This is a genomic window from Acidovorax sp. FW305-C-20-28 (assembly GCF_058783375.1).
This window is the reverse complement of sequence record NZ_JBYSYM010000017.1, coordinates 32,753-56,751: the sequence shown is the minus strand read 5'-3', so window position 1 is coordinate 56,751 and position 23,999 is coordinate 32,753. Positions and strand designations below refer to the sequence as shown.

The window sequence follows — 23,999 nt, the reverse complement described above, 5'->3', positions numbered from 1 at the left end:
GCGCCTTGGCGATAGCGCCGAATTGCGCTTGCAGTGTCCACAAAATGTGGACACCCAGGATGCCCTGGCTTCAGCGTGCCGTGGCGAACAGGCGCGCCAGCGCATCCGTGATGTTGGCCGCCATGAGCTCGGCCGCGGGGCTGAGCTGCCCCTTGGCGCGCGCCGCCAGCACCAGGGTCTGGCGCGCGAGGTGGGGGTCGCGCAGCGGCACGAAAACCAGGGCGTTGCGCGCGCGCTCTTCCATCACGTCGAGCGGGTTGAGCAGCGCGATGCCCTCGCCCAGCACCACCAGGCGCAGGATCAGCGCCATCGAGGTCGACTCGGCCACGGGTGTCACGGTGATGGCATTGCGCGCAAAGGCCTCGTCGAGCAGGGTGCGGATGGTGAGCTGCGGCGCCGGCAGGATGAGCGCATGGCCGATGCAATCGCTGAGCAGCACGGAGGACTGGCGCGCCAGCGCGTGCCTGGGCGGCACCACGGCGCCGATGGGCCATTCGCTGGCCGAGAGGGTGCGCAGCGCGGGCTTGAGCGAGAGGTCGTAGCCCAGGCCCAGCTCGGCATCGCCGCGCTCCACGGCGGCCGGGATCTCGGTGATGGGCAGGTCGATCGCGCGCACCGCGATGCCCGGGTAGCGCTGGCGAAACGCATGCACCAGCGAGGGCAGCAGCGAGCCCGCCAGGCCCGCCGTGGTGGCCACCGTGATCTCGCCGCGGCGCTCGTCCTTGAACTCGGCAATGCGCTCGCGCAGCGCCGCATGCTCGCGCAGGGTGCTGCGCACATGGGCCAGCACCATCTCGCCCAGCGGCGTGAGGCGCAGGCGGTTGTGGATGCGGTCGAACAGCGGCGCGCCCAGTTCCGCCTCCAGGTCCAGGATCTGGCGGTTGACCGCCGTGGGCGCCACGTGCAGGTGCTCGGCCGCCTTGCGGATGGAACCGCGGCGCACCACTTCGTCGAGGTAGCGGAGAACTCGGGCGTGCATGGGGAGCAGGTTACCCGGTTTGCCGCCAAGTGCTGCAGATGCACGGCTTCAAGCGGCTCACAAAACTCAGCGAAGCGGTTCTGGCTAGGCGCCACACCTCGTAGCTATCGCAGGCAGTACGAGCAGTACGACAAGACGCGGCAACGACGCCAGAAGAGTTTTTTGAGCCGCTCTCAGCGCTTGCCGGAGCGCAGGGTGCGGCTGAGCAGTATCACCGGCACCAGCCCCACGGCCACCAGGGCCAGCGAGGGCAGCGCGGCCTCGCCCAGGCGCTCATCGCGCGCCAGTTGGTAGGCCACCACGGCCAGGGTGTCGCTGTTGAAGGGGCGCAGCACCATGGTGGCGGGCAGCTCCTTCATCACGTCGACAAAGACCAGCAGCGCGGCGGCGGCGGTGGAGCGCTTGAGCAGCGGCCAGTGCACGCGCGCCAGCAGGCCCGCGCCGCCGGTGCCCAGCATGCGCGCCGAGTCGTCGAGGCTTTGCGGGATGCGCGCATAGCCGCTTTGCATGGACTGCAGCGCCACCGCGCAAAAGCGCACCAGGTAGGCCCAGACGATGCCGGTGGCAGTAGCGGTGACCAGGGCCCCCAGGCCCCACTGGGGCATGGCCGCCTGCAGCCAGCCCACCGGCAGCAGCAGGCCCACGACGATGACGGCGCCGGGCACGGCATAGCCCAGGCTCACCAGCTGCACCACGCCGCGCGCCACCGCGTCGGCGCTGCGGCGCACGGCAAAGGCCAGCGCCAGCGCCACGATGACGGCCAGCACGGCGGTGATGGCGCCCAGGCGCACGCTGTTGCCGGCCCATTCGACGAAGCGCGCCCAGGGCAGCACCGACCAGTCGGCCGCCAGCGGGCGCAGCATGAAGACCACGGGCGCGACAAAGCCCATGAGCACCGGCAGCCCGCACACGGCCCAGGCCAGCAGCCGGCGCCCGCCGCGCAGCACCAGGGGCTGGGCCTCGGCCGAGCCCGCACGCCCCAGGCCGCCGGCAAAGCGCATGCGCTTTTGCGCGCGCTGCTCCAGGTGCAGCAGGGCCATCACCACCACCAGCAGGATGGTGGCCAGCTGCGCGGCGGCGAGCCGGTTGTCCATGGACAGCCAGGCCTTGTAGATGCCGGTGGTGAAGGTCTGGATGCCGAAGTAGCTGGCCACGCCGAAATCGGCCAGCGTCTCCATGAGCACCAGGGCCACGCCCGCCGCCACGGCCGGGCGCGCCAGCGGCAAGGCCACGGTGCGGATGCGGCGCGGCAGCGGCGCACCGAGCAGGCGCGCGGCCTCCATCAAATGTGCGGCGCGCTCGCCCAGCGCGGTGCGCGCCAGCAGGTAGACATAGGGGTAGAGCGAGAAGATGAACACCCAGACCGCGCCGCCCAGGCTGCGCACCTCGGGCAGCAGCCGGCCTTCGAGCCCGAACGTGGCGCGCAGCCACACCTGCAGGGGCCCGCTGAACTGCAGGAAGTCGGTGTAGGCATAGGCCGTGACATAGGCCGGCATGGCCAGGGGCAGCAGCAGCAGCCATTCCAGGGTGCGCCTGCCGGGGAAGTCGAACAGCGTGACCGCCGCCGCCGCCCCCGTGCCCACGATGGCCGCGCCCAGCGCCACCAGCACGCTCAGCCACAGGGTGGTGACCACATAGCCCGGCAGCACGGTGGACGCCATCTCGCGCAGGATGGCGCCGGCCTGCACATCGGTGTGGCCAAAGGGCAGCCACGAGGCCAGCACCGCCAGCACGGGCAGGACCAGCACGCCTGCAAGCAGGACCAGGGGAATGGTTTGGGGGCGAAAGGGTGTGCGGCGCAAGGCGAAAGGGCTCGGCAAAGAGATCAGCGCATGCCGGTCCCGGCACAAGGCACCAGGGAAGTTCGGGAATGCAAATGCGAATTTTAAGCATTTGGCCCCGGCCACCTAAAATGGGGCCATGTTTCTTGAGGTCTCCCAACTCGAAGTGCGCTATGCCGGCCGCGCCCGCGCCGCCGTGCAGAACGTGTCCCTGGGCCTGCGCGCGGGCGATATCGGCGTGCTCATCGGCCCCTCGGGCTGCGGCAAGACGACGCTGCTGCGCGCCGTGGCGGGGCTCGAGCCCGTGTCGGGCGGGCAGATCAGCCTGACCGGGCAGGTGGTCAGCAGCGCCAGCGTGAGCGTGCCGCCCGAGCAGCGGCGCATCGGCATGGTGTTCCAGGACTATGCGCTGTTTCCGCACCTCTCGGTGGGGCGCAACGTGGCCTTTGGCATCCACCGGCTGCCGCGCGCCGAGCAGGCCGCACGCGTGGCCGAGGTGCTGGCCCTGGTGGGGCTTGAAGGCAGCGAGCAGCGCTTTCCGCACGAGCTCTCGGGCGGGCAGCAGCAGCGCGTGGCGCTGGCGCGCGCCCTGGCGCCGCGCCCACAGCTGATGCTGCTGGACGAGCCGTTTTCCAACCTCGACGTGGACCTGCGCGAGCGCCTGGCGCACGAGGTGCGCGGCATCCTCAAGGCGGCGGGCGCCACGGCGCTGTTCGTCACACACGACCAGCTGGAGGCCTTTGCCATCGGCGACGCGATCGGCGTGATGCACGAAGGCCGGCTGCACCAGTGGGACGATGCCTACACCCTGTACCACCGCCCGGCCACGCGCTTCGTGGCGGACTTCATCGGCCATGGCGTGTTCGCCCCCGCCACGCTGGTGCAGCGCGGCAGCAACGTGGTGGCGCAAACGCCCGTGGGCGAACTCACCGACCTGGCCGAGTGCCCCCTGCCCGCGAGCTACCCGGGCGGCGAATGCGATGTGCTGCTGCGTGCCGACGACATCGTGCACGACGACGCCTCGCCGGTGCAGGCGCAGATCGTACGCAAGTCCTTCCGCGGCTCGGAGTTTCTGTACACCCTGCGCCTGGCCAACGGCCAGACCATGCTGGCCCATGTGCCCAGCCACCACGACCATGCGGTGGGCGAGTGGATCGGCATCCGCGCCGAGGCCGACCATGTGGTGACCTTCCCGCGCGAGGCAGCAGCCGCGGCCAGCGCGGCCTGAACGGGCAGCGCAGGGGCCGCCGGGGCCACTGCCCCTCACCGCCATCATCATCGAAACGTCACGGCGCCGTCATGCAGGGCGGCAAGAATCGGTTGCAATTCGTAGCATCATCGGTTCTACCCGCATGCCTCTCCTCGACCCGCGCCCGGCCATGGCGGCCGGCGGCGCCCCTGACCTCGCCCCTGCTGGAGCCGCCGCATGAACGGCCCCGATTTCGAACGCTTCCAGGCCAACGCGCAGGACTGCGGCGTGCTGTTCTACTACGCGGGGGAATTCACGCCCGCCGTGGTGGCCGCGGCGGCCGACTCGCTCAAGCAGCGCCTGGCCACCGAGGACGCCTCGGGCCCGGCCAAGCGCAAGCTGTTCTCCACCTTTGTGGAAATGGCGCACAACATCCTGCACTATGCCGTGCCGCCCGAGGACGATGGCGCTGCGCCGCTGGCTGCGGATGCGGCCCCCGGCCCCAAGGGCGCCATCGGCGTGGGCAAGGACCTGCCCGACCACGGCCAGGAGGCTGCCGAGGCCGCGCCCGCCCAGTACTGGATCGTGTGCAGCAACGCGGTGGACATCGCGCACGTGCCGCGGCTCACCGACAAGCTCGACACCCTGCGCGCCATGAGCCTCGAAGAGATCAAGCAAAGCTACCGCGAGCAGCTGCGCAATGCCGACCACAGCGCCAACGACACGCTGAGCAAGGGCGCCGGCCTGGGCCTGTTGACCATTGCGCGCGACGCCAGCGCGCCGCTGGAATACAGCTTTGCCCCCAGCCCCGATACCGAGGGCCGCACGGCACAGTTCCACGTCAAGGCGAGAATTTAGAGAGCACCCCCTGAGTCGCTTCGCGCCCTCACCCCTCTCTCATATTGCTTCGCAATCTGGGAGGGGGACGCCCCCGGTGCGGCGGGGCGGCCCTTGCACGGGGGCACTGGCCTCGGCCGCGCCAGTTGCATGCGGCGCGCCCACAGGGGGTAAAGCTCAGTCCAGGAAGCGCCCCGCGTGCTCCGGGGCGGGCACCATGCAGACCTCGGACCGCCCCCAGATGCGGTAGCGGTTGCGCGCCACCAGCCGGTACAGCGCATCGCGCAGGGGCGCCGGCACCAGCCAGCCCACCCAGGCCAGGCGCCAGGGCCAGCCCAGGCGGTGCAGGATGCGCAGGATGGCGGCCGTGTGCTGCCAACTGCGCCCGCCTTCGATCACCAGCAGCGTCTGCAACCCCTCACCGGCCGAAAGGCCCGCCTCGTTCAGCAGGCGCGCGCCCTGCTCGCCCTGCATGGAGGCAAAGCGGATGCGGCCCTGCCGGTCATGGCGCAGCAGGAACTGCACCCAGCCGTTGCACAGCAAACACTTGCCATCGAAGACGACAATCATGGTGGCTAAACCGGCACCCGCAGATGCCCCTGGTAGGCCACCACGCGGCCGATCCAGGGTACGGTGGCCTGCACCTCGAAGTGCAGCTCGTCATCGCCCTGCCCCGTCTCGCGCGCCACGATGGCGGGCTGCAGCCAGCGCGGGCACGGCAGGCCCAGAAAGCGCATGCGCACCAGGCGCATCTCCAGCCGGCCGCCCTCCACGGCCGACAGGCCGAACAGCAGCCGCGCCGCGCCCATGTGCTCCTCGACGAAGCCCGGCGCCTCGCGCAAGGTGGAGCGCATGGTGCGCGTGGGGAAGATGCGCGTCCACACCTCGGCGCTGGGCGTGGCATCGAGCTCGAAGCGGATCGCCCCCTGCCCTGCCTGCTGCGGCGCACCCAGGCCCCAGGCCAGCACCCGGCCCAGCAGCGATGCGGGCGCCTGCACCTGCACCTGGCCATGCAGCACCTGCGGCCCCGCCAGGCGGTGAAACCGCGCCACGGGGGAGGACAGCCGATCGAAGTCGCCGCCCATCACGCGCTGGTACAGCGTGGCGGGTGCGGCAGGGGCAATGGTGTCGTTCATGGGACCTTGCATCCAGGACAAAAGCCTGTGTTGGCCCAGTCTACCCGCCTTGGTGCGCAGGCAAAAAAAGCGGGCCGGAGCCCGCGCACGCACATTCGCCACTCAGAAGGTGGGGATGTATCCGGCGTGCCCGAGCAGGCCGCCACAACACGCGCGATCTAGGCGCAAAGCGGAGACATAGCTCGGGCTATGGCGAGCATTTGCAACGACGAGCGCGTGTGTTTTGGCGGGATGAGCGGGCATGCCGGGTGCATTCCCACCTTCTTAGCCCTTGGGCTTGCGCTGGAGGGCTTCCAGCGCATTGAGGTCCACCTGCGAGAGCATGCCGCGCAGGTCCTTCACGCCCACACCGTCGCCTTCGATGCCGACCACCAGGCCGTTCTTGAGCACGGTCTTGAACTCGGCGCGGCTGCCATCCTTCTGGTAGCTCTGGTGCAGGGTGCGGCCGTTTTCCTGCCAGGTCTTCTCGGCGCTGGTCTGGTCTTCCTTTTCGCCCTGGCCCATGCCCATGGCGAGGGCCGCCATCTGGCCCAGGCCGCCGATGTCGATGATCTCGATGCGCACGCGCTTGTCGCCGCTGCCATAGGAGGCGCTGGCCTGGCTGGTGGGCAGGCCCAGGGCCGCACCGTCCTGCACGTCAAAGCCCGTGCGCGGCAGGTCGGCCAGCTTCTCGGGCAGTGCGGCCTTGAGCGACTGGGCCGCCACGGCCTGGCCGCCACCCATCATGCCGGCGGCAGCCGCCACGGCACCGCTGTTGGCCGCGGCAATGGCGGCGGGGTCCTGGCTCTTCTGGGCCTTTTCCATCTGGCGTGCGGCCTCTTCCATCTTCTTGCTCGCGGCTTCGAGGCCGGCCGTGTCGATGGTGACCTTGCCGCCGGGGGTGTTCACGGAAATCGCGGGCGCATCGGCGCCGCCGAACAGGGCGGGGCCACGGGGCGCAAACAGCGTGCTCACGGCGCCGATGATGACCCCGACCACGATACCGGCCACGATCACCACGGCGGTGTAGGCAATGGTCTTGTCCGGGTTGTTCTTCATCAGGACTGGCAGGCCCAGGTAGACCAGGTAGATGGAATACAGCGAGGCCAGCATGCCCAGAATCCAAAGGGCAGGAAGCATCATGAAGATGCCGCCCAGCAGCGCCGCGGTGCTGCCGTAGACCGCCACCTTGAGCGCCTGGATCTGGTTCTTCTGGCCGCCGAAGGTCGGTGCCAGCGCGTCGATGAGGAGTCCCAGCACGAACACGCCCACCAGGCTCAGCACGTACGAGACCACCATATTGATCAGGCCCGAGAAGATGGGCACGCGCACGGTGAACCCGAAGCCGCCATAGCCAACCAGCGATGCGCCGATGAAGCCGCAGACCGCCGGGATGATCGCCAGGATCATCAGGTACTGGGTGTACAGGCCGGCCACATCGGCCGGCTCGGCGTCGATGGTGGCCCACTCCTCCTTGGGTTTGAGAAGAATGTTCTTGACGCGTTCAATCAGGTTCATGGCGGTGCCCTCCCGGCAGTGTGAATGGACGCCTGCGCCCTCGACATGGAGGCAGGCAGGCTGGCTGGTCAACTGGTGCGGACGATAAGGCAATTGCAGGGGTTTCCACGCCCCATCCCGGCTCCCTCGCGCCGCAAATGTGGAATATGCACGGTTTCGGGCGGGCAGGCTACTCCGGCTGTCTGGGAGCGGGCAAACGGGGCCGGCTTGCAGGAATCGCGGCGAGCGATACAGTGGCACCGAGTATCCGCCCCGCAGTTCCGCGCAAGGCGGCCGAGGGGGCGAGCCATGAAATTCAGCCACGACACGGAGGGGAAGCTGGTTCCGACCGAGGTACTGGCATTGCAAGCCTGCGTTGCCGACGTGGAACAACAGCTTGACGACAGACCCTTGGCAAAGCGGGCCGATGACATTGCCCACCTGACATCGGCGCTGGCCCAGCAGCCCTGCCCAGGGCTCAGCGACGCAGACAACCGCATACTGGCGCTGTACCAGGAAGGCATTCTTGATTTCCGCCATGTGTTCGACCACTTCGGGCAGCGGCTGGTGGCTGCGATGGTGGATGCCCCGGGTGAATGAACGGCCGGCGCTGCGCTGCAGGCATGACCGACGGCATCTCACGAGGCCCCAGCGCCCAGGATCCGCAGAATCTCGCGTTTCTTGCGCTGGCGCTCCGGGTCCACAACGGACAGAAACGGCACGGCATGGCATGGGCCATGGGACATGCAGGCAAGCTGCGGAACCACCTCCGACAGGTCTTCTGCCACCTCCAGGGCGGGCCGAAGCGCTGCGTCTTGCCACGTGCGCACCTGCAGGGACACGCCCTGTGCCACCAGAAACCGCACCAGGGCGGGTGCGTACCGTTCGATGGCGACGCCCAATGCACTCATCCCTCGCTCATCGGTCGCACCGAGATCCACACCACGTTCGTGCAAGGCCTCCAGCACGGGCAGCGCCACATCTCCCTGCCGTGCCACGGACACCATGGCATCGCTTGCATTCAAGAGCGGCGCCCCGTTGCGCAGAAGCCAAAGCTGGTTGGCGATGATCCGGGTCGCCCCCAGCGGCTCCCCGCCCTCCACGCTACTGGTATCGGCACCCGCCTGCTTCATGAAATCCAGGACCTCCACGCTGGCATAGCCCAGCGCTTCCCGCAGAGGAGTGGTCTGCGGGTTGGACGGAAAGGTAGGCCCCTTGGCATTGATATCCAGGCCCCAGCCGAGCAGGCGCTGCACATCGGCAACCGTCTTCAGCCGGGAGGTGTGGAACAGCGTGGCGCCCTGCGCGGTCCGGCTGGCCGGATTGCCACCCCAAGCCAGCAGGCGCTCCAAAACGGCGGGTTTTCTGCCAGCGTCAACCACCATGTCCGCATCGATGAACCGCTGTGCCCCACCCGCGAGATAGGCGTCGACCACCTGGGCTTGATCGATTCCGGCCACCGCACATTGAAGCCCCGCCGGCGTGCGGGACTCCGCCCCTGCCGCGTGCAGCAAGCGGATGACGGTGGCGCGCTCGGTCGCTCTGCCCTCCCCCTCGCATGCGGCCTGCAGCAGCGCGTCCAGCTGGTTGCCACCAAGGGCTCGGCCCTCGCGACGCAGCCAGTCCGTGAAGTAATCGAACTTGCCGAAAGCCAGGGCCATCCCGGCAATCTCGATCCGCTGCATGCGGGTGGTGGCGATGCCTGCATGGGGCAACCGGGTGAACAGGTCGTCGCGCCGGTGCTGCAGCGCTGAACGGTACAGGGTAGGAGCCCGTACCCAGCCCGTGCGGGCCAGCGACCGAGCCACCACCATTGCAGAGTCGCCTTCCGTTGCGAGGAAGGCGGCTTCCCACCTGACAAGGCGACACTGCGGGGAAGGGGGCGAGTAGCGATACCTTCCGTCGGAGATCGACTCCAGCTCTACCCGGCGGTTCTTCATACTGCCAACGTCAGTGGCATCGTCCGCCACAGGCTGGCGTGCGCCCTTGCCCTCGGCGTGGATCCTGTTCGCGTCCCACCCTGTATTGGCCACCAACCATTCCTTCACGGCGAGCGCCCTGGCCAACGACAAGTCTTTCGCATTCCGCTCCCGTGGCGATGCATGTCCAATGACCACCATCTCCTTCAGCGGTTCCGACCCCGCCTTGCATTTCTGCTGGTCGAGATAGTCGATTTGCTCGCCCGAGAGGACGGACGAGCCCGGATCAAAATAGACATCGCCCACAATCTTGAAGGCCCAACCAAACGACGGCACCAGCGCCACCGCCAGCACCGCCATCGCCCGGGTGCATGTGCGCAAGAAGATCATCAGCAGCATCACCGCACTCTAATGCAGCCATTGCTCGCGCACCAAGCACGGTGTGCGCGCCGCGGCCAGCACGCGCAAAAGGGTTCACAGGCGGCAGGGCGACGCGGCCCTCGCACCCCCTCTGTACGTCACTCACCCTGCACGGGCGGCGCAGCCACCGGCTCGCGCGGCGTCTCGGAAGGCGATTGGGAGGGCGGTAGCTCCGGCGTCTGGGCCGGCGTCTGGCTGGGCGGGGGCGCGGGGGTCTGCTGCGGCGTGGTGCTGGTCGATGGCACCGGGGGCTGGTAGGGGGACGATGCCGGAGGGACCGCCGGCCGCAGCCCGGGCACGATGGCGGGCGTGTTGACGCCTTGGGCCACGGCGGCCATGGAACTGAGGGTCAGCACGGCCCACACGCTCAGGTGTTGAACGAATTGCATAGAGGCTGCCTCCATCAAGGATGGGCAGAGTGTCGCACTGGCGGACCCCGCTCGAAGTCGGACAACAACCCTTTCGGAGCACCCGAGAAACTCCTGCAGACCAGTGCCAGGCCGTTTCACCCCCGCCGCAACCGATCCACCGCCCCCTGCAAATCCTGCGTGAAGACACGCCGGTCCCGCCCTGCGGGCAGCTGCGCCTCGCCATAGTGCACCACGGCCTCGATGGCCGGGGCGCTCAGGGTGCGCCAGATGGAGCCGACCAGGGTTTCGTCGCCGATGTAGCTGGGGGCGAAGCTCAGCTCGCCGGTGCTGCGGTCGACAAAGCGCAGGCCCACGGGCTGAACCGGGGCATTGGCGGCCACGGCGGCCTGGATGAGGTTGGCGTGAAAGGGCAGGATGTCGCGGCCGTCGCCGGTGGTGCCTTCGGGGAAGACGCCGAGCACCTCGCCGCGCTCCAGCGACTCCTGCATGGTGTGCACCATGCGCAGGGCGTCGCGGCGCGAGGCACGTTCGATGTACAGGGTGCCGGCGGCAGTCGCCAGGCCGCCGATGAGGGGCCAGGCCTTGACGTCGGACTTGGAGACAAAGCGGCAGTGGCGTGCCGCGTGCATGACCGGGATGTCGAGCCAGGAGATGTGGTTGGCCACCAGCATCACCGGGCCGGTGACCGGCGGCTGGCCCAGCAGGCGCAGCGTGATGCCGGCCTTGGCCAAAAGCTCCATGGACCAGGCCTGCACGCGCGCGTGCTGCTGGTCGGGCGAGAGCGCGGGAAAGCGCAGCGCGACGATGGCCATGCCCTTGAGGATGTGGCCCAGCATGCGCCACAGGCGCCAGACGGCGCGCAGGGCCTTCATGGCTGCACGGTGGTCACAGCTCAGCCGCCACGGTCGAAGGCGATCTGCCCGCCGACCAGGGTGGTGCGCACGCGACCGGGCAGCTCGTAGCCCAGGAAGGGCGTGTGCTTGCCCTGGCTGCGCAGGGCGTCGCCCTGCACCGTCCACGCGGCGGCGGGGTCGAAGATGCACAGGTCGCCCACGCCACCTTCGACGATCTTGCCCACGCTGGCCTGCAGCGTGCCCAGGGCGCCGCCGAGCACGCGTGCGGGCTCGCTGGTGACGACGGCGAGCGCGCGTTGGAGCGGCACGCCGCTGTCCTGCGACCACTTGAGGGCCAGGCTGAGCAGCAGCTCCAGCCCGGTGGCGCCGGGCTCGGCCTCGGCGAACGGCAGGGTCTTGGCGTCTTCGTCCACGGGGGTGTGGTCGCTCACCAGCACGTCGATGGTGCCGTCGGCCAGCGCGGCGTTGAGCGCATCGCGGTCGCGCTGCTGGCGCAGCGGGGGCGACAGGCGGGCGCGGCTGTCGAAGAAGCCGATGTCCACGTCGGTCAGGTGCAGGGAGTTGATGCTCACATCGGCCGTGACCTTGAGGCCTTCGGCCTTGGCGCGGCGCACCAGGTCCACGCCCGCGGCGCTGCTGATACGGCACAGGTGCACGTGGGCGCCGGTGCTGCGCTGCAGCTCGAAGATGGTGTGCAGGGCGATGGTCTCGGCCGCCACGGGCACGCCCGACAGGCCCAGGCGCGTGGCCAGGGGGCCGCTGGCGGCCACGCCCTTGCCCAGGTGCAGGTCTTGCGGGCGCAGCCACACGGTGTAGCCGAAGGTGGCGGCGTACTGCAGCGCGCGCTGCGTGACCTGGGTGCTGGCCAACGGCACCTCGGCCTGGCTGAAGCCCACGCAGCCGGACTCGGTGAGCTCGGCCATTTCGGTGAGCACCTCGCCGGCCAGGTTGCGCGTGAGCGCGCCCAGCGGGAACAATCGGCTCTGGTGCAGCTTCTCGGCGCGGAACTTGAGCATCTCCACCAGGCCGGGCTCGTCGAGCACGGGGTCGGTGTCGGGCGGGCAGACCAGGCTGGTCACGCCGCCGGCCACGGCGGCGGCCATTTCGGATTCGAGCATGCCTTCGTGCTCATGGCCGGGCTCGCGCAGGCGCGCGGCCAGGTCCACCAGGCCGGGCAGCACGTAGCAGCCGGCGGCATTGACCACGCGGTTGGGCGCGAAGTCGGGCGGCACGCGGTTGATGCCGACGATGCGGCCCGCGGCCAGGGCGATGTCACAGGTCTGGTCGAAGCCGGATGCGGGGTCGATCACCCGGCCGTTCTGGATCAGTATCTTCATGCTTCATTTCCTGCAACGATGGACATGACGGCCATGCGCACTGCGATGCCGAAAGTGACCTGCGGCAGGATCACGCTCTGCTTGCCGTCGACCACGGCGGAGTCGATCTCCACGCCGCGGTTGATGGGGCCGGGGTGCATAACGATGGCGTCGGGCTTGGCCAGCTGCAGTTTCTCCTGCGTGAGGCCGAAGCTCTTGAAATACTCCTGGCTCGAGGGCAGCAGCGCGCCGCTCATGCGCTCGTTCTGCAGGCGCAGCATGATGACGACGTCGGCGTCCTTGATGCCTTCCTCGAGCGTATGGCACACGCGCACGCCCATCTGCGACATGTCGGAGGGCACCAGGGTGCGTGGGCCCACCACGCGCACCTCGGCGCAGCCCAGGGTGGTCAGGCCGTGGATGTCGGAGCGCGCCACGCGCGAGTGCAGCACGTCGCCCACGATGGCCACGGTGAGGTTGCTGAAATCCTTCTTGTAGTGGCGGATGGTGTACATGTCCAAGAGCCCCTGCGTGGGGTGGGCATGCCGGCCATCGCCCGCGTTGATCACGTGCACGTGGGGCGCCACATGCTGGGCGATCAGGTAGGGCGCGCCCGATTCGCTGTGCCGCACCACGAACAGGTCGGCGGCCATGGCCGAGAGGTTGGCGATGGTGTCGAGCAGCGATTCGCCCTTGCTGGCCGAGCTGCGCGCGATGTCGAGGTTGATGACGTCGGCCGACAGGCGCTTGGCCGCGATCTCGAAGGTGGTGCGGGTGCGCGTGCTGTTCTCGAAGAACAGGTTGAACACGCTCTTGCCGCGCAAGAGGGGCACCTTCTTGACCTCGCGGTCGCTCACGCTCACGAAGTTGGCGGCGGTATCGAGGATGTGCGTGACGATGTCACGCGGCAGGCCCTCGATGGACAGCAGGTGGACCAGCTCGCCGTGGCTGTTGAGTTGGGGGTTGCGCTTGTGCAGCACGGTCAGGCCTCCCGGGCTTGGTGGACTTGGAACTGGAAGCCGCCCTGCGCGTCACGCGCCAGGGCCAGCGATTGCGTGGCCGGCAGCGCCACGCGGGCCGCGGCGAATTCGGCGTGCACGGGCAGCTCGCGCCCGCCGCGGTCCACCAGCACGGCCAGGCGCACGCTGGCGGGGCGGCCGTAGTCGAACAGCTCGTTGAGCACGGCACGGATGGTGCGGCCGGTGTAGAGCACGTCGTCGAGCACGATGATGTCGGCGCCGTTCACGTCGAACGGCAACGAAGTCTGCGCACCAGCGGCCAGGCCGCGCTGGGCGAAGTCGTCGCGGTGCATCACCGACGAGAGCACGCCGGGCGCGCCATCGAGGCTAAGGCCCTTCTGCAGGCGCTCGGCCAGCCAGGCGCCGCCCGAGGCGATGCCCGCCAGGTAGGTGGCGCCGGGGTTGGTGGTCATCATGCTGCGCACGCCGCGCAGCAGCTCGCGGTACAGGGCCTCGGCGTCGAGCACCAGGCTGCCGGACGGTGAAGGAGAGGTGGGCGTGGTCATGGTGGAAGATTCCTCAAAAACTGTTCCAGGATGATGCAGGCCGAGGCGGCATCGGCATCCTTGGCGCCACCGGCAATGGCCTCGGCGGTGCTGTAGCGTTCATCGACCTCGAACACCTGCAAACCGAAGCGGCCGCGCAGCTGGCGCCCGAACTTCAGGGCACGCTCGGTGTTCTCGTGGCTGGCGCCGTCGGGGTGGTAGGGCACGCCGATCACCAGGGCGTCGGGCTGCCACTCCTTGATGCGCTGGGCCACCTGCGTCAAACGGGCATCTGCGCCCTCGGCCTTGATGGTCTGCTGCGGGCTGGCGCTGCGCAGCATGCGGTTGCCCGTGGCCACGCCGGTGCGCTTGGCGCCAAAATCAAATGCAAGAAAGGTCTGGAAATGCGCAGGAACGGCCGGCTGAACGGGCAAGCCGGTCATGCGTGCCCCGCCTCGGGCGAGAGCATCCAGGCCTGCAGGCCCAGAAGGGCCAGTGCGCGGTCGTAACGCTCGGTCACGGGGGTGTCGAAAATCACCGACAGGTCGGCCCCCACGGTGAGCCAGGCGTTCTCGGCCAGTTCGGATTCGAGCTGGCCCTCGCCCCAGGACGAGTAGCCCAGGGTGATGAGCACGCGGCGCGGGCCGGCGCCGGTGGACAGGGCTTCGAGCACGTCCTTGGAGGTGGTCATCTCCAGGCCGCCGGGGATGGTCATGGTGGAGGCGTAGGCCGATTCCTCGGTCTCGGCCTTGTCCATGAGCATGGGCTCGTGCAGCACGAAGCCGCGCTCGGTCTGCACCGGGCCGCCCGAGAACACGGGCGCGGTGCGCAGGTCCTCGCGGCGCAGGGAGAGGTCCACCTTGTCGAACAGGCCCTTCAAGGTGATGTCGGTGGGCTTGTTGATGATGAGCCCCAGCGCGCCCCGCTCGCTGTGCTCGCACAGGTAGACCACGCTGCGCGCGAAAGACTCATCCTCCAGACCAGGCATCGCGATCAGGAAATGATGCGTCAGGTTGATGGTGGGCGCAGAATCGATAGACATATGGCCCAATTTTAACGGTGAACATGGATCCCTCTTATTCCGCCGGTCTCGTCTGGTTCCGGCGCGACCTGCGCGCCACCGACCACGCGGCCCTCTACCACGCGCTGACCGAATGCCGCCAGGTGCACTGCGCCTTTGTCTTCGACACAGAGATCCTGGATGCGCTGCCCCGCAAGGACCGGCGTGTGGAGTTCATCCGCGAGTCGCTGGTGGAGCTCGACGAACGGCTGCGCGCCCTGTCGGGCCATGCCACGGGCGGGCTGATCGTGCTGCATGGCGTGGCCAGCGATGCCATTCCTGCGCTGGCCGAGGAGCTGGCGGTGGAAGCCGTCTTCACCAACCACGACGACGAGCCCCAGGCCCTGGCGCGCGACCAGCGGGTGCGCACGCGGCTGGCGGCGGCGCGGCGCGCGTTCCACACCTCCAAGGACCACACGGTCTTCGAGCGCGACGAGGTGCTGACCCAGACGGGCAAGCCCTACAGCGTGTTCACGCCCTACAAGAACGCCTGGCTCAAGAAGATCGACGCCTTCTACTTGAAGAGCTACCCGGTGGAGCGCTACGCCGCCCGCCTGGCGGCCCGGCCCAAGGCACACGCGCACGCCGTGCCCGCCCTGAAGGCCCTGGGTTTCGAGCCCGCGGGGCTGAACCAGCAGGCGCTGCCCACGGGGGCCAGCGGGGCGCAGCGGCTGTTTGACGACTTCTGCCAGCGCATCGCGCGCTATGGCGAGGCGCGGGATTTTCCGGCCGTGAAGGGCCCGAGCTACCTGAGCGTGCACCTGCGCTTTGGCACCATCTCGCCGCGCCTGCTGGCGCGCACGGCGCATGCGCTGATGCTGCAGGGCAATGCGGGCGCAGCCACCTGGCTTAACGAGCTGATCTGGCGCGACTTCTACCACCAGATCCTGGCGCACCACCCGCATGTGGTGGGGCACAGCTTCAAGCCGGCCTACGACGCCATCGCGTGGGAAAGCGGCCCCGCGGCGAAAGAACTCTTCGCCGCCTGGTGCGAGGGGCGCACGGGCTACCCGCTGGTGGATGCGGCCATGGCGCAGATCAACCAGACGGGCTACATGCACAACCGCCTGCGCATGGTGGTGGCGAGCTTTCTGGTGAAGGACCTGGGGATCGACTGGCGCTGGGGCGAGCAATACTTCGCCACCCAGCTCAACGACTTCGACCTGGCGGCCAACAACGGCGGCTGGCAATGGGCCAGCTCCAGCGGCTGCGATGCGCAGCCCTATTTCCGCATCTTCAACCCGGTGAGCCAGAGCGAGAAGTTCGACGCCCGGGGCCAGTTCATCCGCAAGTACCTGCCGCAGCTGGCCTACCTGCCCGACGCCGCCCTGCATGCGCCCTGGAAGGCCACGCCCATGGAGCTGCAGGCGGCCGACGTGGTGCTGGGCGGCAACTACCCGCACCCCATCGTGGCGCACGACGAGGCGCGCGAGCGCACGCTGCAGCGCTATGCGGTGGTGAAGACGGCCGCCGACTGAAGGCGGCCCCTGTGCGGGCCAGGCTTAAAACCTCGAAATCGGATCCCGAGGTTTTTCGGCCATCTGCATGCCGCCATCGTCGATGGCCATGGCATTGCCGCCCGAGGCCAGGCGCAGGCGCAGGGTCACGTCGGTGCGGTTGTCGGCATTGGCCACGGCCTCGGCCGGGGTGATGGAGCCGGCCTCCACCAGGGCCAGCAGCGACTGGTCGAAGCTGCCCATGCCCTGCTCGCTGCCGCGGATGATGGCGGTCTTGAGCTCGTCGATCTGGCCCTTCTGGATGAGGTCGGCCACGAAGGGGGTGAGCAGCATGACCTCGGTGGCGGGCACCAGGTGGCCCTTGACGCCCTTGATCAGGCGCTGCGCGACCACGGCCTTGAGGCTCAGCGACAGGTCCATCAGCAGCTGCTGGTGGGCGGTCTCGGGGAAGAAGTTGAGGATGCGCTGCACCGATTGGCTGGCGTTGTGCGCATGCAGGGTGGACACGCACAGGTGGCCCGACTGCGCATAGTGCAGCGCATGCTGCATGGTGGCGCGGTCGCGGATCTCACCGATCAGGATCACGCTGGGCGCCTCGCGCATGGCGCGGCGCAGGGCCTCGTCGTAGGACAGGGTGTCGAGGCCCACCTCGCGCTGGGTCACCAGCGACTTCTTGTGGTTGTGCAGGTACTCGATGGGGTCCTCGATGGTGAGGATGTGGCCGTTGGCGTGCTCGTTGCGGTGGTCCAGCATGGCCGCGAGCGTGGTGGTCTTGCCCGAGCCGGCCGCGCCCACGGTGAGGATGAGCCCGCCGTTGAGGAAGGCCAGTTGCTTGAGCACCGGGGGCAGGCCGAGCTGCTCGAGCTGCGGGATGTTGGAGACCACGTGCCGCACCACGATGCCGACCTGCCCGCGCTGCATGTGGATGTTGAAGCGAAAGCGCTCACCATCGGGCGTGGTGTACGACAGGTCGCACTCCATGGTGGCCTCGAACTCCTCGCGCTGGGCCTTGCGCATCACCGAGTAGGCCATCACGCGGATGTCGTCGGCCCCCATGACCTGGCGCGAGATGGGCACGTACAGGCCCTGGCGCTTGACCGTGGGCGAGGCGCCCGCGAGCAAAAACAGGTCGGACGCGCCTTCGCGCGCCACGAGGGCCAGGCAGGCAAGCAGGCGGCTGTCGGCAGCGGGGGAAGTCGACTCCATCGGTATCTCTGGTTGGGCAGGGGGACACGAAAAAGCCGCTTTGCCAGACCCCAAAACACCAACGCCTGCACCGGTGAGGATGCAGGCGTTCGGCGGTGGGATCAGGCTTCTGCGGCAGCGGCGATGCGGGCGTAGTGCTGGATCAGGCTGAGCAGCTCCTCGTCCGAGTAAGGCTTGCCCAGGTAGTGGTTCACCCCGAGCTCCATCGCATGCTCGCGGTGCTTTTCGGCGATCCGCGAGGTGATCATGATGATGGGCAGGTCGCGCAGCGCACCGCCGGCGCGGATGTTGCGCGCCAGGTCGAAGCCGTCCATGCGCGGCATTTCGATGTCCGACAGCACCACCGTCGGGCGCTCTTCCTGCAGCCGCTCCAGCGCCTGCAGGCCGTCGGCCGCCAGGGCCACGCGGTAGCCTTCGCGCTGCAGCAGGCGCTGCGTGACACGGCGCACGGTGATGGAGTCGTCCACCACCAGGATCAGCGGCACCTGGTTGACACCGGCCGGCACCGGCGTGCTGCCCGGGCCGCCCGCCTCCACCTTGTCGGTGACCATGGGCAGGTTTTCGCTGGCGGCACGCACCTGGTCGCCGTACACGGTGGACAGGGCCACCGGGTTGTAGATCAGCACCACGGCACCCGAAGCCAGCACGGACATGCCGGCCAGGCCGGGCAGGCGCGACAGCTGCGGCCCGAGGTTCTTCACCACGACTTCCTGGTTGCCCAGCACTTCGTCCACGTGCATGGCGATGCGCTGCGAGGCGCTTCGGAAGATCACCACGGGGCGCGTCTTGCCGACCGTCTCGTGGCTGCGGGCCGAGGCCTGCAGCAGGGCACCGGCCCAGAAGAAGGGCAGTTGCTCCATGCCGTCGTCGAAGTGGCCGGCCTTGTAGGCTTCCTGCAGGTCGGGCACCGAGGTGCGGCGCACGATTTCCACCAGGTTGGCGGGCACGCCGATGGACAACTCGCCGGCACGCAGCATCACCACCTGCGTCACGGCGGTGGTCAACGGCAGCACCATGCGGAAGGCGGCACCCTTGCCGGTTTCGGTGGTGGTCTCGATGCGGCCCCCCAGGGCGTTGATCTCGGAGCGCACCACGTCCATGCCGATGCCGCGGCCGGCCAGGCCGGTCACTTCGCTGGCGGTACTGAAGCCGGGCGTGAAGATCAGGTTGGCAGCGTCGGCATCGCTGAGCTCCAGGCCGGGCTCGATCAGGCCCTGGGCAATGGCTTTCTCGCGGATGCGCGGCAGGTTCAGGCCGGCGCCGTCGTCGCGGAATTCCACCGACACGTCGTTGCCTTCGTGGTGCAGGTCCACGAGGATGGTGCCCGATGCCGGCTTGCCGGCGGCCACGCGGGCCTCGGGGTTCTCGATGCCGTGGGCCACGCAGTTGCGCAGCAGGTGCTCGAAGGCCGGGGTCATGCGGTCCAGCACGCCACGGTCCATTTCGATGGAGCCGCCGGTGATGTCCAGCTTGATCTGCTTGCCGGTTTCCTTGGAGGCCTGGCGCACCACGGCGTACAGGCGCTCGGCAATGCCTTCGAACTCCACCATGCGGGTGCGCAGCAGGTCGCGCTGCAGTTCGCGCGCCTGGCGGCCCTGGGCGATCAGGTCGTCTTCGGCACCTTCCATGGTGCGCTGCAGGTTGCGCTGCACGGTGGCCACGTCGTTGACCGACTCGGCCATCATGCGGGTCAGCTCCTGCACGCGGGTGAAGCGGTCGAACTCCAGCGGGTCGAAGCCGGCGGCAGAGTCCTTGGACAGGGCCAGGCGCGACTGCATCTGCGATTCGGCCTGCACCTCGATGTCGCGCAGCTGCAGGCGCAGGCGGTCCAGGTTGCCCGACAGGTCGGTCAGCGAGGAGCGGAACTGCGACAGGCGCACGTCCAGGCGCGAGCGGCTGATCATGACCTCGCCGGCCTGGTTGACCAGGCGGTCGAGCAGCTGGGCGCGCACACGCACCGACTGGTTGGCCGCCACGCGCAGCGGGGCCAGTTGCGATGGGCCGGGCAGGCGCACGGCCGGGGCCGCCAGGGCGGCAGGCGCAGCGCGCTGCTCGGTGGGTGCAGCAGCAGCGGCAGCGGCCGGGGCCGCAGCGGCGGCGGGCGCCGCAGCCACCGCAGCGGCTTCGGCACGGGCCGGCACGGGCAGGGGCACGACGGCATCGGCCGGGCTCTGGCCAATGGCGCTCAGGGCCGTGAAGTTGGCCTCCAGGCCGTCGAAGCTGGCCTGCAGGGGCTCGATCTCGGCACTGGTGACGGTTTCGACATCGAGCTGCTCGATGGCGGATTCCAGGCGGTGGGCCATTTCACCCAGGCGCATGGCACCGGCCAGGCGCGAGCTGCCCTTCAAGGTGTGCAGGGCGCGCAGCACTTCGCTGCGGGCGCCCAGGTTGTCGGGGCGCGACGCCCACTGGCGCAAGGCGCCACCCAGCTGGGGCAGCAGTTCCTGGGCCTCTTCCTCGAAGATCGGGAAGAGGTCGGGGTCGATCACGTCGATGGCGTCGATGTCGTCATCGATGTCGGTCGCGTGCTCCACCGCGCGGGCGATGGCATCGTCCACCTGCTGCTCATGCGCGTAGTCGTGGTCGTCGTCGTGCACCACCGGCGAGAGCGCGGGCGCCACATGGCCTGTGGGCACCACCACCGGGGCCACCACGGCCTCGGGCTCCGGCACGGGTTCGGGCTCAGCTTCGGCCTGGGGTTCGGGCTCAGGCTCGGCCACCGCTTCGACTTCGACTTCGTCCTCGGCGGGCGTGAGGGTGTTGTCGACCTCGGTCTCCAGGATCTGGCGCAGCGCGGCCAGAACGTCGGGGCTCGGCTCCTTGAGGAAACCGGCGGCGAACTGGTGCAGCAGGCGGCGGATGTCTTCGGCCGCATCCAGGAAGACCTGGCCCTGCTCCTTGGTACCGCGCGTCTGCAGCTGCACATGCTGCAGGGCGTGCTCGAGCACGCGCGACAGCTCGGACAGGGCCGTGAAGCCCACCGTGGCGGAACTGCCCGCCAGCGAGTGCGCCAGCGCCACGGCCGTGTCCGGCAGGGGCTCGTGCAGCTCCAGCGACCATTCCTGCAGGCAGGTGGCCAGGCGGCGCGACCATTCGTCGGCTTCGTTCAGGTAGACGTTGTACAGCGGGATGCCGATGCGCAGCGTCTCGATGACCTTGACGGCCTCGTCGAACGGTGGCTCTTCGACCACCGGAGCGGCGGCCGGGGGCGCCACGGGGCTTGCCGCAACTTCAGGCAGCACTTCGGGCAGCACCTCCGGCAGGGCTTCGACGGCTGCGATGGGCGCGGCCACCACTGCGGGTGCGGGCTGATCGGGCTCGGGGGCAAACGCCATCAGGGCGTCGGCCTCGGACAGCTCCTCCGGCTGTGCAGGGGCCGGGGCACCGGCTTGCAGCAACTGGTCATCGAGCTGGAACTCGAACGGCGTGTCGACCACGGCCGGCACCACGGGTGCGGGCTCGGCCACGGGCGCCGGGGCCGGCTCTGCCGCGGCCTCGAAACTGTCGAGCATCGGCAGGTCGAAGTCCACCACCGGGGCGGCCGCGACGGGCTCGGCCACCGGGGGCAGCTCGATGGCCTGGGGCACTTCGGAAATCTCGGGCACCTGGGCGACCGCGTCGGCAAACACCGCGAAGTCGATCTCTTCGGTGACCGTGGAGCTGGTGTCGGGCACTTCCTGGGGTGCTTCGAGCGCGACGATTTCGGGCTCGATCGCGTCTTCCGGCACTTCGGTGGATTCGAAGTCGACGTGGACGATCTCTTCTTCTTCCAGCGGCAGGGCTTCGGCCACCGGCTCGGCCAGGGCGGGAACCTCGATCAGCTCGGGCACCTCCACCGGCTGGGGCACGGCCTCGGGCAGCTCGGCGGGCACCTCGGCCACGATGTCGGCAGGCACGTCGATCAGGGCCGGCACTTCTTCGGCGGGTGCCGGTGCAGGTGCGGGGGCTGCAGCGGGCTCGGCAGCGGCCGAGGTCAGGGGCAGCAGGGTGCCGTCCTGGCGCATGGCTTCCGCGGCCTTGCGGAAGGCCTCGGGCTGCCAGTGCGTGGGGCTGCCGGTGGCCAGGCTGTCGGCCCAGTCGCCAAAGGCACGCAGGGCCTCGGTGGACAGCTGCAACAGCGGCGCCTTCATGGGCTTTTGCTCGGCCAGCCAGGCATTGAGCATCTGCTCCATCGACCAGGCGGCTTCGCCGAAGTCGTTGAGGCCCACCATGCGCGAGCTGCCCTTCAGGGTGTGGAAGGCACGGCGCAGCGTGGTCTGCTCGCTCAGCTCGCCCGGCTCCTGGGTCAGCGTGGCAATGGCGGTCAGGCCGGTCTCGACGACCTCGCGCGCCTCCTCCAGGAAGATCTCGAGCAGTTCGTCTTCGACCTCGACCGGCGGACGCACCACCGGGCCCGAAGTCACCGCCACCGCCACCGGCACCGGTGCCGGCGCGGCCTGGGCAGGGGCCACGGGAGCGGCAGGGGCCGCGCCCAGGTGGCCGAAGCCGATGTCGGGGGCCAGCTGCTCCACCGGTGCGGGCGCAGGGGCCGGCTCGGCAAATTCACCGGGCAGGGGCGAGAAGTCGGTCGGAGCGCTCTCGGGCTCTTCGACCGGGAAGCGTGGCACCACGTCGGGCAGCGGAACGGCCGCGCGCTCTTCGAGCTTGGCGGGCGTGGCTTCCTGGGTGTTGTCGGTGGCACGCGAACGGGTGCGGCCCGTGAGGATGCGCAGCTCGCCCTGCTCTTCGTCGTAGACGAAGAGCTTGCGCGCCATGGCGCGCTGGTAGCTCAGCATGTCGATCAGGAAGCCCAGCGCGCCCATGCTGCTGCCCAGCTTCTCGAACGCGGGTTGGCGCTCTTCCTCGGGGATGTCGTTGATCAGCAGGCGGTCGACGGTGTCGCGCATGCGCACCACGGCCATCGAGGCCTGGTCCAGCCCCAGCACGGACAGCACGCCGCGCATCTGCGCCATGTGGCCCGGAACCGGGGCCAGCACGGAGACGTCCTTGGGGTCGCGGAAGAACAGGTCCAGGCACTTCTCGGCCTCGGCCAGGGTGGCACGCAGTTCGTCCACCACGCTGCCCATGGTCTGGTTGTCGCTGACACGGCGGTACAGCTCTTCCATCCAGGCTTCCAGGGGCTCGGGCTCGGCACCGGCGCCCACGGCGGCGAGCCGCTCGGACAGGCGGGCGGCGCGCTCGGCCATCTGCTCTTCGGCCGAATCGAGTTCTTCGAACGCGGCCTGCAGGTACAGCACCGAGGTCGCCACCTCCATGGCCAGCTCGGCCGTTGGCGGCTCGCCGGACTTGGTGGTGGCATCCATCACCTGCGTGAGCGCCACCGCCAGCTTTTCGCTGCCGGGGCTGAGCTTGCGCAGCGAATCGCAGACCAGGCTGAACTGGTCGGCCGCGGGCTTGATCTTGTTGCGGTCACCGCCGGCCAGGGCCGACCAGGTCTCGGTGGCGGCGGCGATGCGCTTCCTGGCCTGGGCCAGCACGGCCGGGTCGAAGCGGCCAAAGCGCGCGACCTCGTACTCCACGGGCTTGAAGCGGTCCAGGCTGAACGCATGGCGCACGGTCATCAGCGCGGGGAACTTGTCGGCAGCGCCCGCAGGCACCGTGGTCTGTGAGCAGAAGAACAGCAGGTCCTGCACCAGGCGGTCGGCGATGGTGTTGTCGCCCTTGGCCAGGGTGGCGTACTGCATGAGCACGCGGGAGGCCACGCGCTTCACATACACATCGGGCGGCAGCAGGCCGCCGGCAAAGGCCTCGAAGAAGGCGGCGCAGATCTTCCAGAACGCACGCGACTGGCGGTCCTGCTGGGCGGCCACAAAGCCCAGGCAGGTCTCGTACATGCTGCGGGCGGCCTTGGCATCACCCGTCTTGACGATGCGCAGCACGGCGGCGTCCAGCAGCGCGCGCGCCTGCGGGCCGTAGGGCAGCGGTTCGGCCGGGATGGTGACTTCGGGTTCGCGGAAACGGCGTTCCACGGGCCACAGATCGGCCGGGTGCACGCGCTCGGCACCGGCCAGGGCCTGGGCATCGCGGTACTGGGGAAACAGCGCGACGGCCGAGACACCCTTGCCCGCCAGCACGCTCTCCAGGTATTCGATCAGGCCGAAGCTGGCCTTTTCAATGGTGTTGGTGGCCTCGTCGGTGCACAGCTCGGGGCGTTGCACGAAGCGCTGGACTGCGGCTTCCATGGCGCGCAGCACCAGGGCCGGTGGGCCCATGCCCACCATTTCGAGCGCACCGCTGGCCTGGTGCAGTTGCTGGCGCGCGATGCGCAGGGCGCCGGCGTCGAGGGCCGCCAGATCGGATTCGTTCGCGGTTTCCGTGTCGCGCACGAAACGGCGCATGGATTTGACGGCACCGCCCAGGGATTTGCGCAGTTCGTCGAGCACCCAAGCCAAAGGACCCAGGTCCTGATCTCCCTGGGTCCAGTCTGCGGCCGGTGCATTTTTGACATCAATAGATGGCATGGGTTCGTCCCCGGCTGCAATGAGCCAGCTGGT

The 23,999-nt window shown here is 69.1% G+C and carries 19 protein-coding genes; 4 read left to right on the top strand and 15 right to left on the bottom strand.

Annotated elements, in window-relative coordinates:
- Positions 1–70 precede the first annotated feature (70 nt).
- Both AC3WOH_RS19510 and AC3WOH_RS19505 read right to left on the bottom strand, forming a co-directional pair.
- Positions 71–979: a LysR family transcriptional regulator gene (locus AC3WOH_RS19510; protein WP_184857460.1), complete on the bottom strand. Its 909-nt coding sequence runs from the start codon at positions 977–979 to the stop codon at positions 71–73.
- Between the two features lie 173 nt (positions 980–1,152).
- Positions 1,153–2,781, bottom strand: a complete 1,629-nt coding sequence (locus tag AC3WOH_RS19505) for an ABC transporter permease (RefSeq protein ID WP_492230958.1) — start codon at positions 2,779–2,781, stop codon at positions 1,153–1,155.
- A 118-nt stretch (positions 2,782–2,899) separates the two neighbouring features.
- Between AC3WOH_RS19505 and AC3WOH_RS19500 the strand changes: the two genes are divergently transcribed.
- Together AC3WOH_RS19500 and AC3WOH_RS19495 are read left to right on the top strand one after the other, a co-directional pair.
- Positions 2,900–3,988: an ABC transporter ATP-binding protein gene (locus AC3WOH_RS19500; RefSeq protein ID WP_492230957.1), complete on the top strand. Its 1,089-nt coding sequence runs from the start codon at positions 2,900–2,902 to the stop codon at positions 3,986–3,988.
- Between the two features lie 198 nt (positions 3,989–4,186).
- Positions 4,187–4,807, top strand: coding sequence for a DUF6272 family protein (locus AC3WOH_RS19495; RefSeq protein ID WP_492230956.1), 621 nt, complete (start codon positions 4,187–4,189; stop codon positions 4,805–4,807).
- 156 nt (positions 4,808–4,963) lie between these two features.
- Here the strand turns inward: AC3WOH_RS19495 and AC3WOH_RS19490 are convergent, their stop codons facing one another.
- From AC3WOH_RS19490 to AC3WOH_RS19480, 3 genes are all read right to left on the bottom strand, one after another.
- Complete coding sequence (locus AC3WOH_RS19490) at positions 4,964–5,356, bottom strand: thiol-disulfide oxidoreductase DCC family protein (protein ID WP_492230955.1); 393 nt, start codon at positions 5,354–5,356, stop codon at positions 4,964–4,966.
- Between the two features lie 5 nt (positions 5,357–5,361).
- Complete coding sequence (locus tag AC3WOH_RS19485; protein ID WP_492230954.1) at positions 5,362–5,922, bottom strand: DUF4166 domain-containing protein; 561 nt, start codon at positions 5,920–5,922, stop codon at positions 5,362–5,364.
- 264 nt (positions 5,923–6,186) lie between these two features.
- Positions 6,187–7,419, bottom strand: a complete 1,233-nt coding sequence (locus AC3WOH_RS19480) for a Yip1 family protein (RefSeq protein WP_492230953.1) — start codon at positions 7,417–7,419, stop codon at positions 6,187–6,189.
- 288 nt (positions 7,420–7,707) lie between these two features.
- Between AC3WOH_RS19480 and AC3WOH_RS19475 the strand changes: the two genes are divergently transcribed.
- Positions 7,708–7,998 carry a hypothetical protein gene (locus tag AC3WOH_RS19475; RefSeq protein WP_492230952.1) on the top strand — a complete coding sequence of 97 codons (291 nt, stop codon included), beginning with the start codon at positions 7,708–7,710 and terminating at the stop codon, positions 7,996–7,998.
- Between the two features lie 38 nt (positions 7,999–8,036).
- Here the strand turns inward: AC3WOH_RS19475 and AC3WOH_RS19470 are convergent, their stop codons facing one another.
- From AC3WOH_RS19470 to AC3WOH_RS19435, 8 genes are all read right to left on the bottom strand, one after another.
- The gene (locus AC3WOH_RS19470; protein WP_492230951.1) at positions 8,037–9,716 is read right to left on the bottom strand and encodes an OmpA family protein; all 1,680 of its coding nucleotides are present in this window, start codon (positions 9,714–9,716) and stop codon (positions 8,037–8,039) included.
- Positions 9,717–9,835: 119 nt separating this feature from the next.
- Complete coding sequence (locus AC3WOH_RS19465; protein WP_492230950.1) at positions 9,836–10,126, bottom strand: hypothetical protein; 291 nt, start codon at positions 10,124–10,126, stop codon at positions 9,836–9,838.
- Positions 10,127–10,242: 116 nt separating this feature from the next.
- Complete coding sequence (locus AC3WOH_RS19460) at positions 10,243–10,980, bottom strand: lysophospholipid acyltransferase family protein (RefSeq protein WP_492230949.1); 738 nt, start codon at positions 10,978–10,980, stop codon at positions 10,243–10,245.
- A gap of 20 nt (positions 10,981–11,000) precedes the next feature.
- A complete protein-coding gene (locus AC3WOH_RS19455) occupies positions 11,001–12,299 on the bottom strand; it encodes a dihydroorotase (RefSeq protein WP_492230948.1) in 1,299 nt (432 codons plus the stop codon).
- Positions 12,296–13,258, bottom strand: a complete 963-nt coding sequence (locus AC3WOH_RS19450) for an aspartate carbamoyltransferase catalytic subunit (RefSeq protein ID WP_492230947.1) — start codon at positions 13,256–13,258, stop codon at positions 12,296–12,298. Before AC3WOH_RS19450 ends, AC3WOH_RS19455 begins: the two co-directional genes overlap by 4 nt.
- A gap of 2 nt (positions 13,259–13,260) precedes the next feature.
- Entirely contained in the window at positions 13,261–13,803 is a 543-nt protein-coding gene (gene pyrR / locus AC3WOH_RS19445; protein WP_492230946.1) for a bifunctional pyr operon transcriptional regulator/uracil phosphoribosyltransferase PyrR, read from the bottom strand.
- Entirely contained in the window at positions 13,800–14,225 is a 426-nt protein-coding gene (ruvX, locus tag AC3WOH_RS19440; protein ID WP_492230945.1) for a Holliday junction resolvase RuvX, read from the bottom strand. Before ruvX ends, pyrR begins: the two co-directional genes overlap by 4 nt.
- Positions 14,222–14,824 (bottom strand): YqgE/AlgH family protein, encoded by a 603-nt coding sequence (locus AC3WOH_RS19435; protein ID WP_492230944.1) that lies wholly within the window; start codon positions 14,822–14,824, stop codon positions 14,222–14,224. The genes ruvX and AC3WOH_RS19435 overlap by 4 nt, the downstream gene beginning before the upstream one ends.
- A 23-nt stretch (positions 14,825–14,847) precedes the next feature.
- On the opposite strand from AC3WOH_RS19435, the gene AC3WOH_RS19430 reads away from it, so the two are divergent.
- Complete coding sequence (locus AC3WOH_RS19430; protein WP_492230943.1) at positions 14,848–16,320, top strand: cryptochrome/photolyase family protein; 1,473 nt, start codon at positions 14,848–14,850, stop codon at positions 16,318–16,320.
- A gap of 24 nt (positions 16,321–16,344) precedes the next feature.
- Here AC3WOH_RS19430 and AC3WOH_RS19425 read toward each other — a convergent pair whose 3' ends face one another.
- Both AC3WOH_RS19425 and AC3WOH_RS19420 read right to left on the bottom strand, forming a co-directional pair.
- Positions 16,345–17,505: a PilT/PilU family type 4a pilus ATPase gene (locus AC3WOH_RS19425; RefSeq protein WP_492230942.1), complete on the bottom strand. Its 1,161-nt coding sequence runs from the start codon at positions 17,503–17,505 to the stop codon at positions 16,345–16,347.
- Positions 17,506–17,606: 101 nt separating this feature from the next.
- On the bottom strand, positions 17,607–23,966 hold the full coding sequence (locus AC3WOH_RS19420; protein WP_492230941.1) for a hybrid sensor histidine kinase/response regulator: 6,360 nt from the start codon (positions 23,964–23,966) through the stop codon (positions 17,607–17,609).
- Positions 23,967–23,999: the final 33 nt, after the last annotated feature.

Coding starts and splice junctions, on each gene's coding strand:
- AC3WOH_RS19510 (WP_184857460.1), bottom strand. CDS start 979: ATGCACGCCCGAGTTCTCCGCTACCTCGACGAAGTGGTGCGCCGCGGT.
- AC3WOH_RS19500 (WP_492230957.1), top strand. CDS start 2,900: ATGTTTCTTGAGGTCTCCCAACTCGAAGTGCGCTATGCCGGCCGCGCC.
- AC3WOH_RS19495 (WP_492230956.1), top strand. CDS start 4,187: ATGAACGGCCCCGATTTCGAACGCTTCCAGGCCAACGCGCAGGACTGC.
- AC3WOH_RS19490 (WP_492230955.1), bottom strand. CDS start 5,356: ATGATTGTCGTCTTCGATGGCAAGTGTTTGCTGTGCAACGGCTGGGTG.
- AC3WOH_RS19485 (WP_492230954.1), bottom strand. CDS start 5,922: ATGAACGACACCATTGCCCCTGCCGCACCCGCCACGCTGTACCAGCGC.
- AC3WOH_RS19480 (WP_492230953.1), bottom strand. CDS start 7,419: ATGAACCTGATTGAACGCGTCAAGAACATTCTTCTCAAACCCAAGGAG.
- AC3WOH_RS19475 (WP_492230952.1), top strand. CDS start 7,708: ATGAAATTCAGCCACGACACGGAGGGGAAGCTGGTTCCGACCGAGGTA.
- AC3WOH_RS19470 (WP_492230951.1), bottom strand. CDS start 9,716: ATGCTGCTGATGATCTTCTTGCGCACATGCACCCGGGCGATGGCGGTG.
- AC3WOH_RS19465 (WP_492230950.1), bottom strand. CDS start 10,126: ATGCAATTCGTTCAACACCTGAGCGTGTGGGCCGTGCTGACCCTCAGT.
- AC3WOH_RS19460 (WP_492230949.1), bottom strand. CDS start 10,980: ATGAAGGCCCTGCGCGCCGTCTGGCGCCTGTGGCGCATGCTGGGCCAC.
- AC3WOH_RS19455 (WP_492230948.1), bottom strand. CDS start 12,299: ATGAAGATACTGATCCAGAACGGCCGGGTGATCGACCCCGCATCCGGC.
- pyrR (WP_492230946.1), bottom strand. CDS start 13,803: ATGACCACGCCCACCTCTCCTTCACCGTCCGGCAGCCTGGTGCTCGAC.
- ruvX (WP_492230945.1), bottom strand. CDS start 14,225: ATGACCGGCTTGCCCGTTCAGCCGGCCGTTCCTGCGCATTTCCAGACC.
- AC3WOH_RS19435 (WP_492230944.1), bottom strand. CDS start 14,824: ATGTCTATCGATTCTGCGCCCACCATCAACCTGACGCATCATTTCCTG.
- AC3WOH_RS19430 (WP_492230943.1), top strand. CDS start 14,848: ATGGATCCCTCTTATTCCGCCGGTCTCGTCTGGTTCCGGCGCGACCTG.
- AC3WOH_RS19425 (WP_492230942.1), bottom strand. CDS start 17,505: ATGGAGTCGACTTCCCCCGCTGCCGACAGCCGCCTGCTTGCCTGCCTG.
- AC3WOH_RS19420 (WP_492230941.1), bottom strand. CDS start 23,966: ATGCCATCTATTGATGTCAAAAATGCACCGGCCGCAGACTGGACCCAG.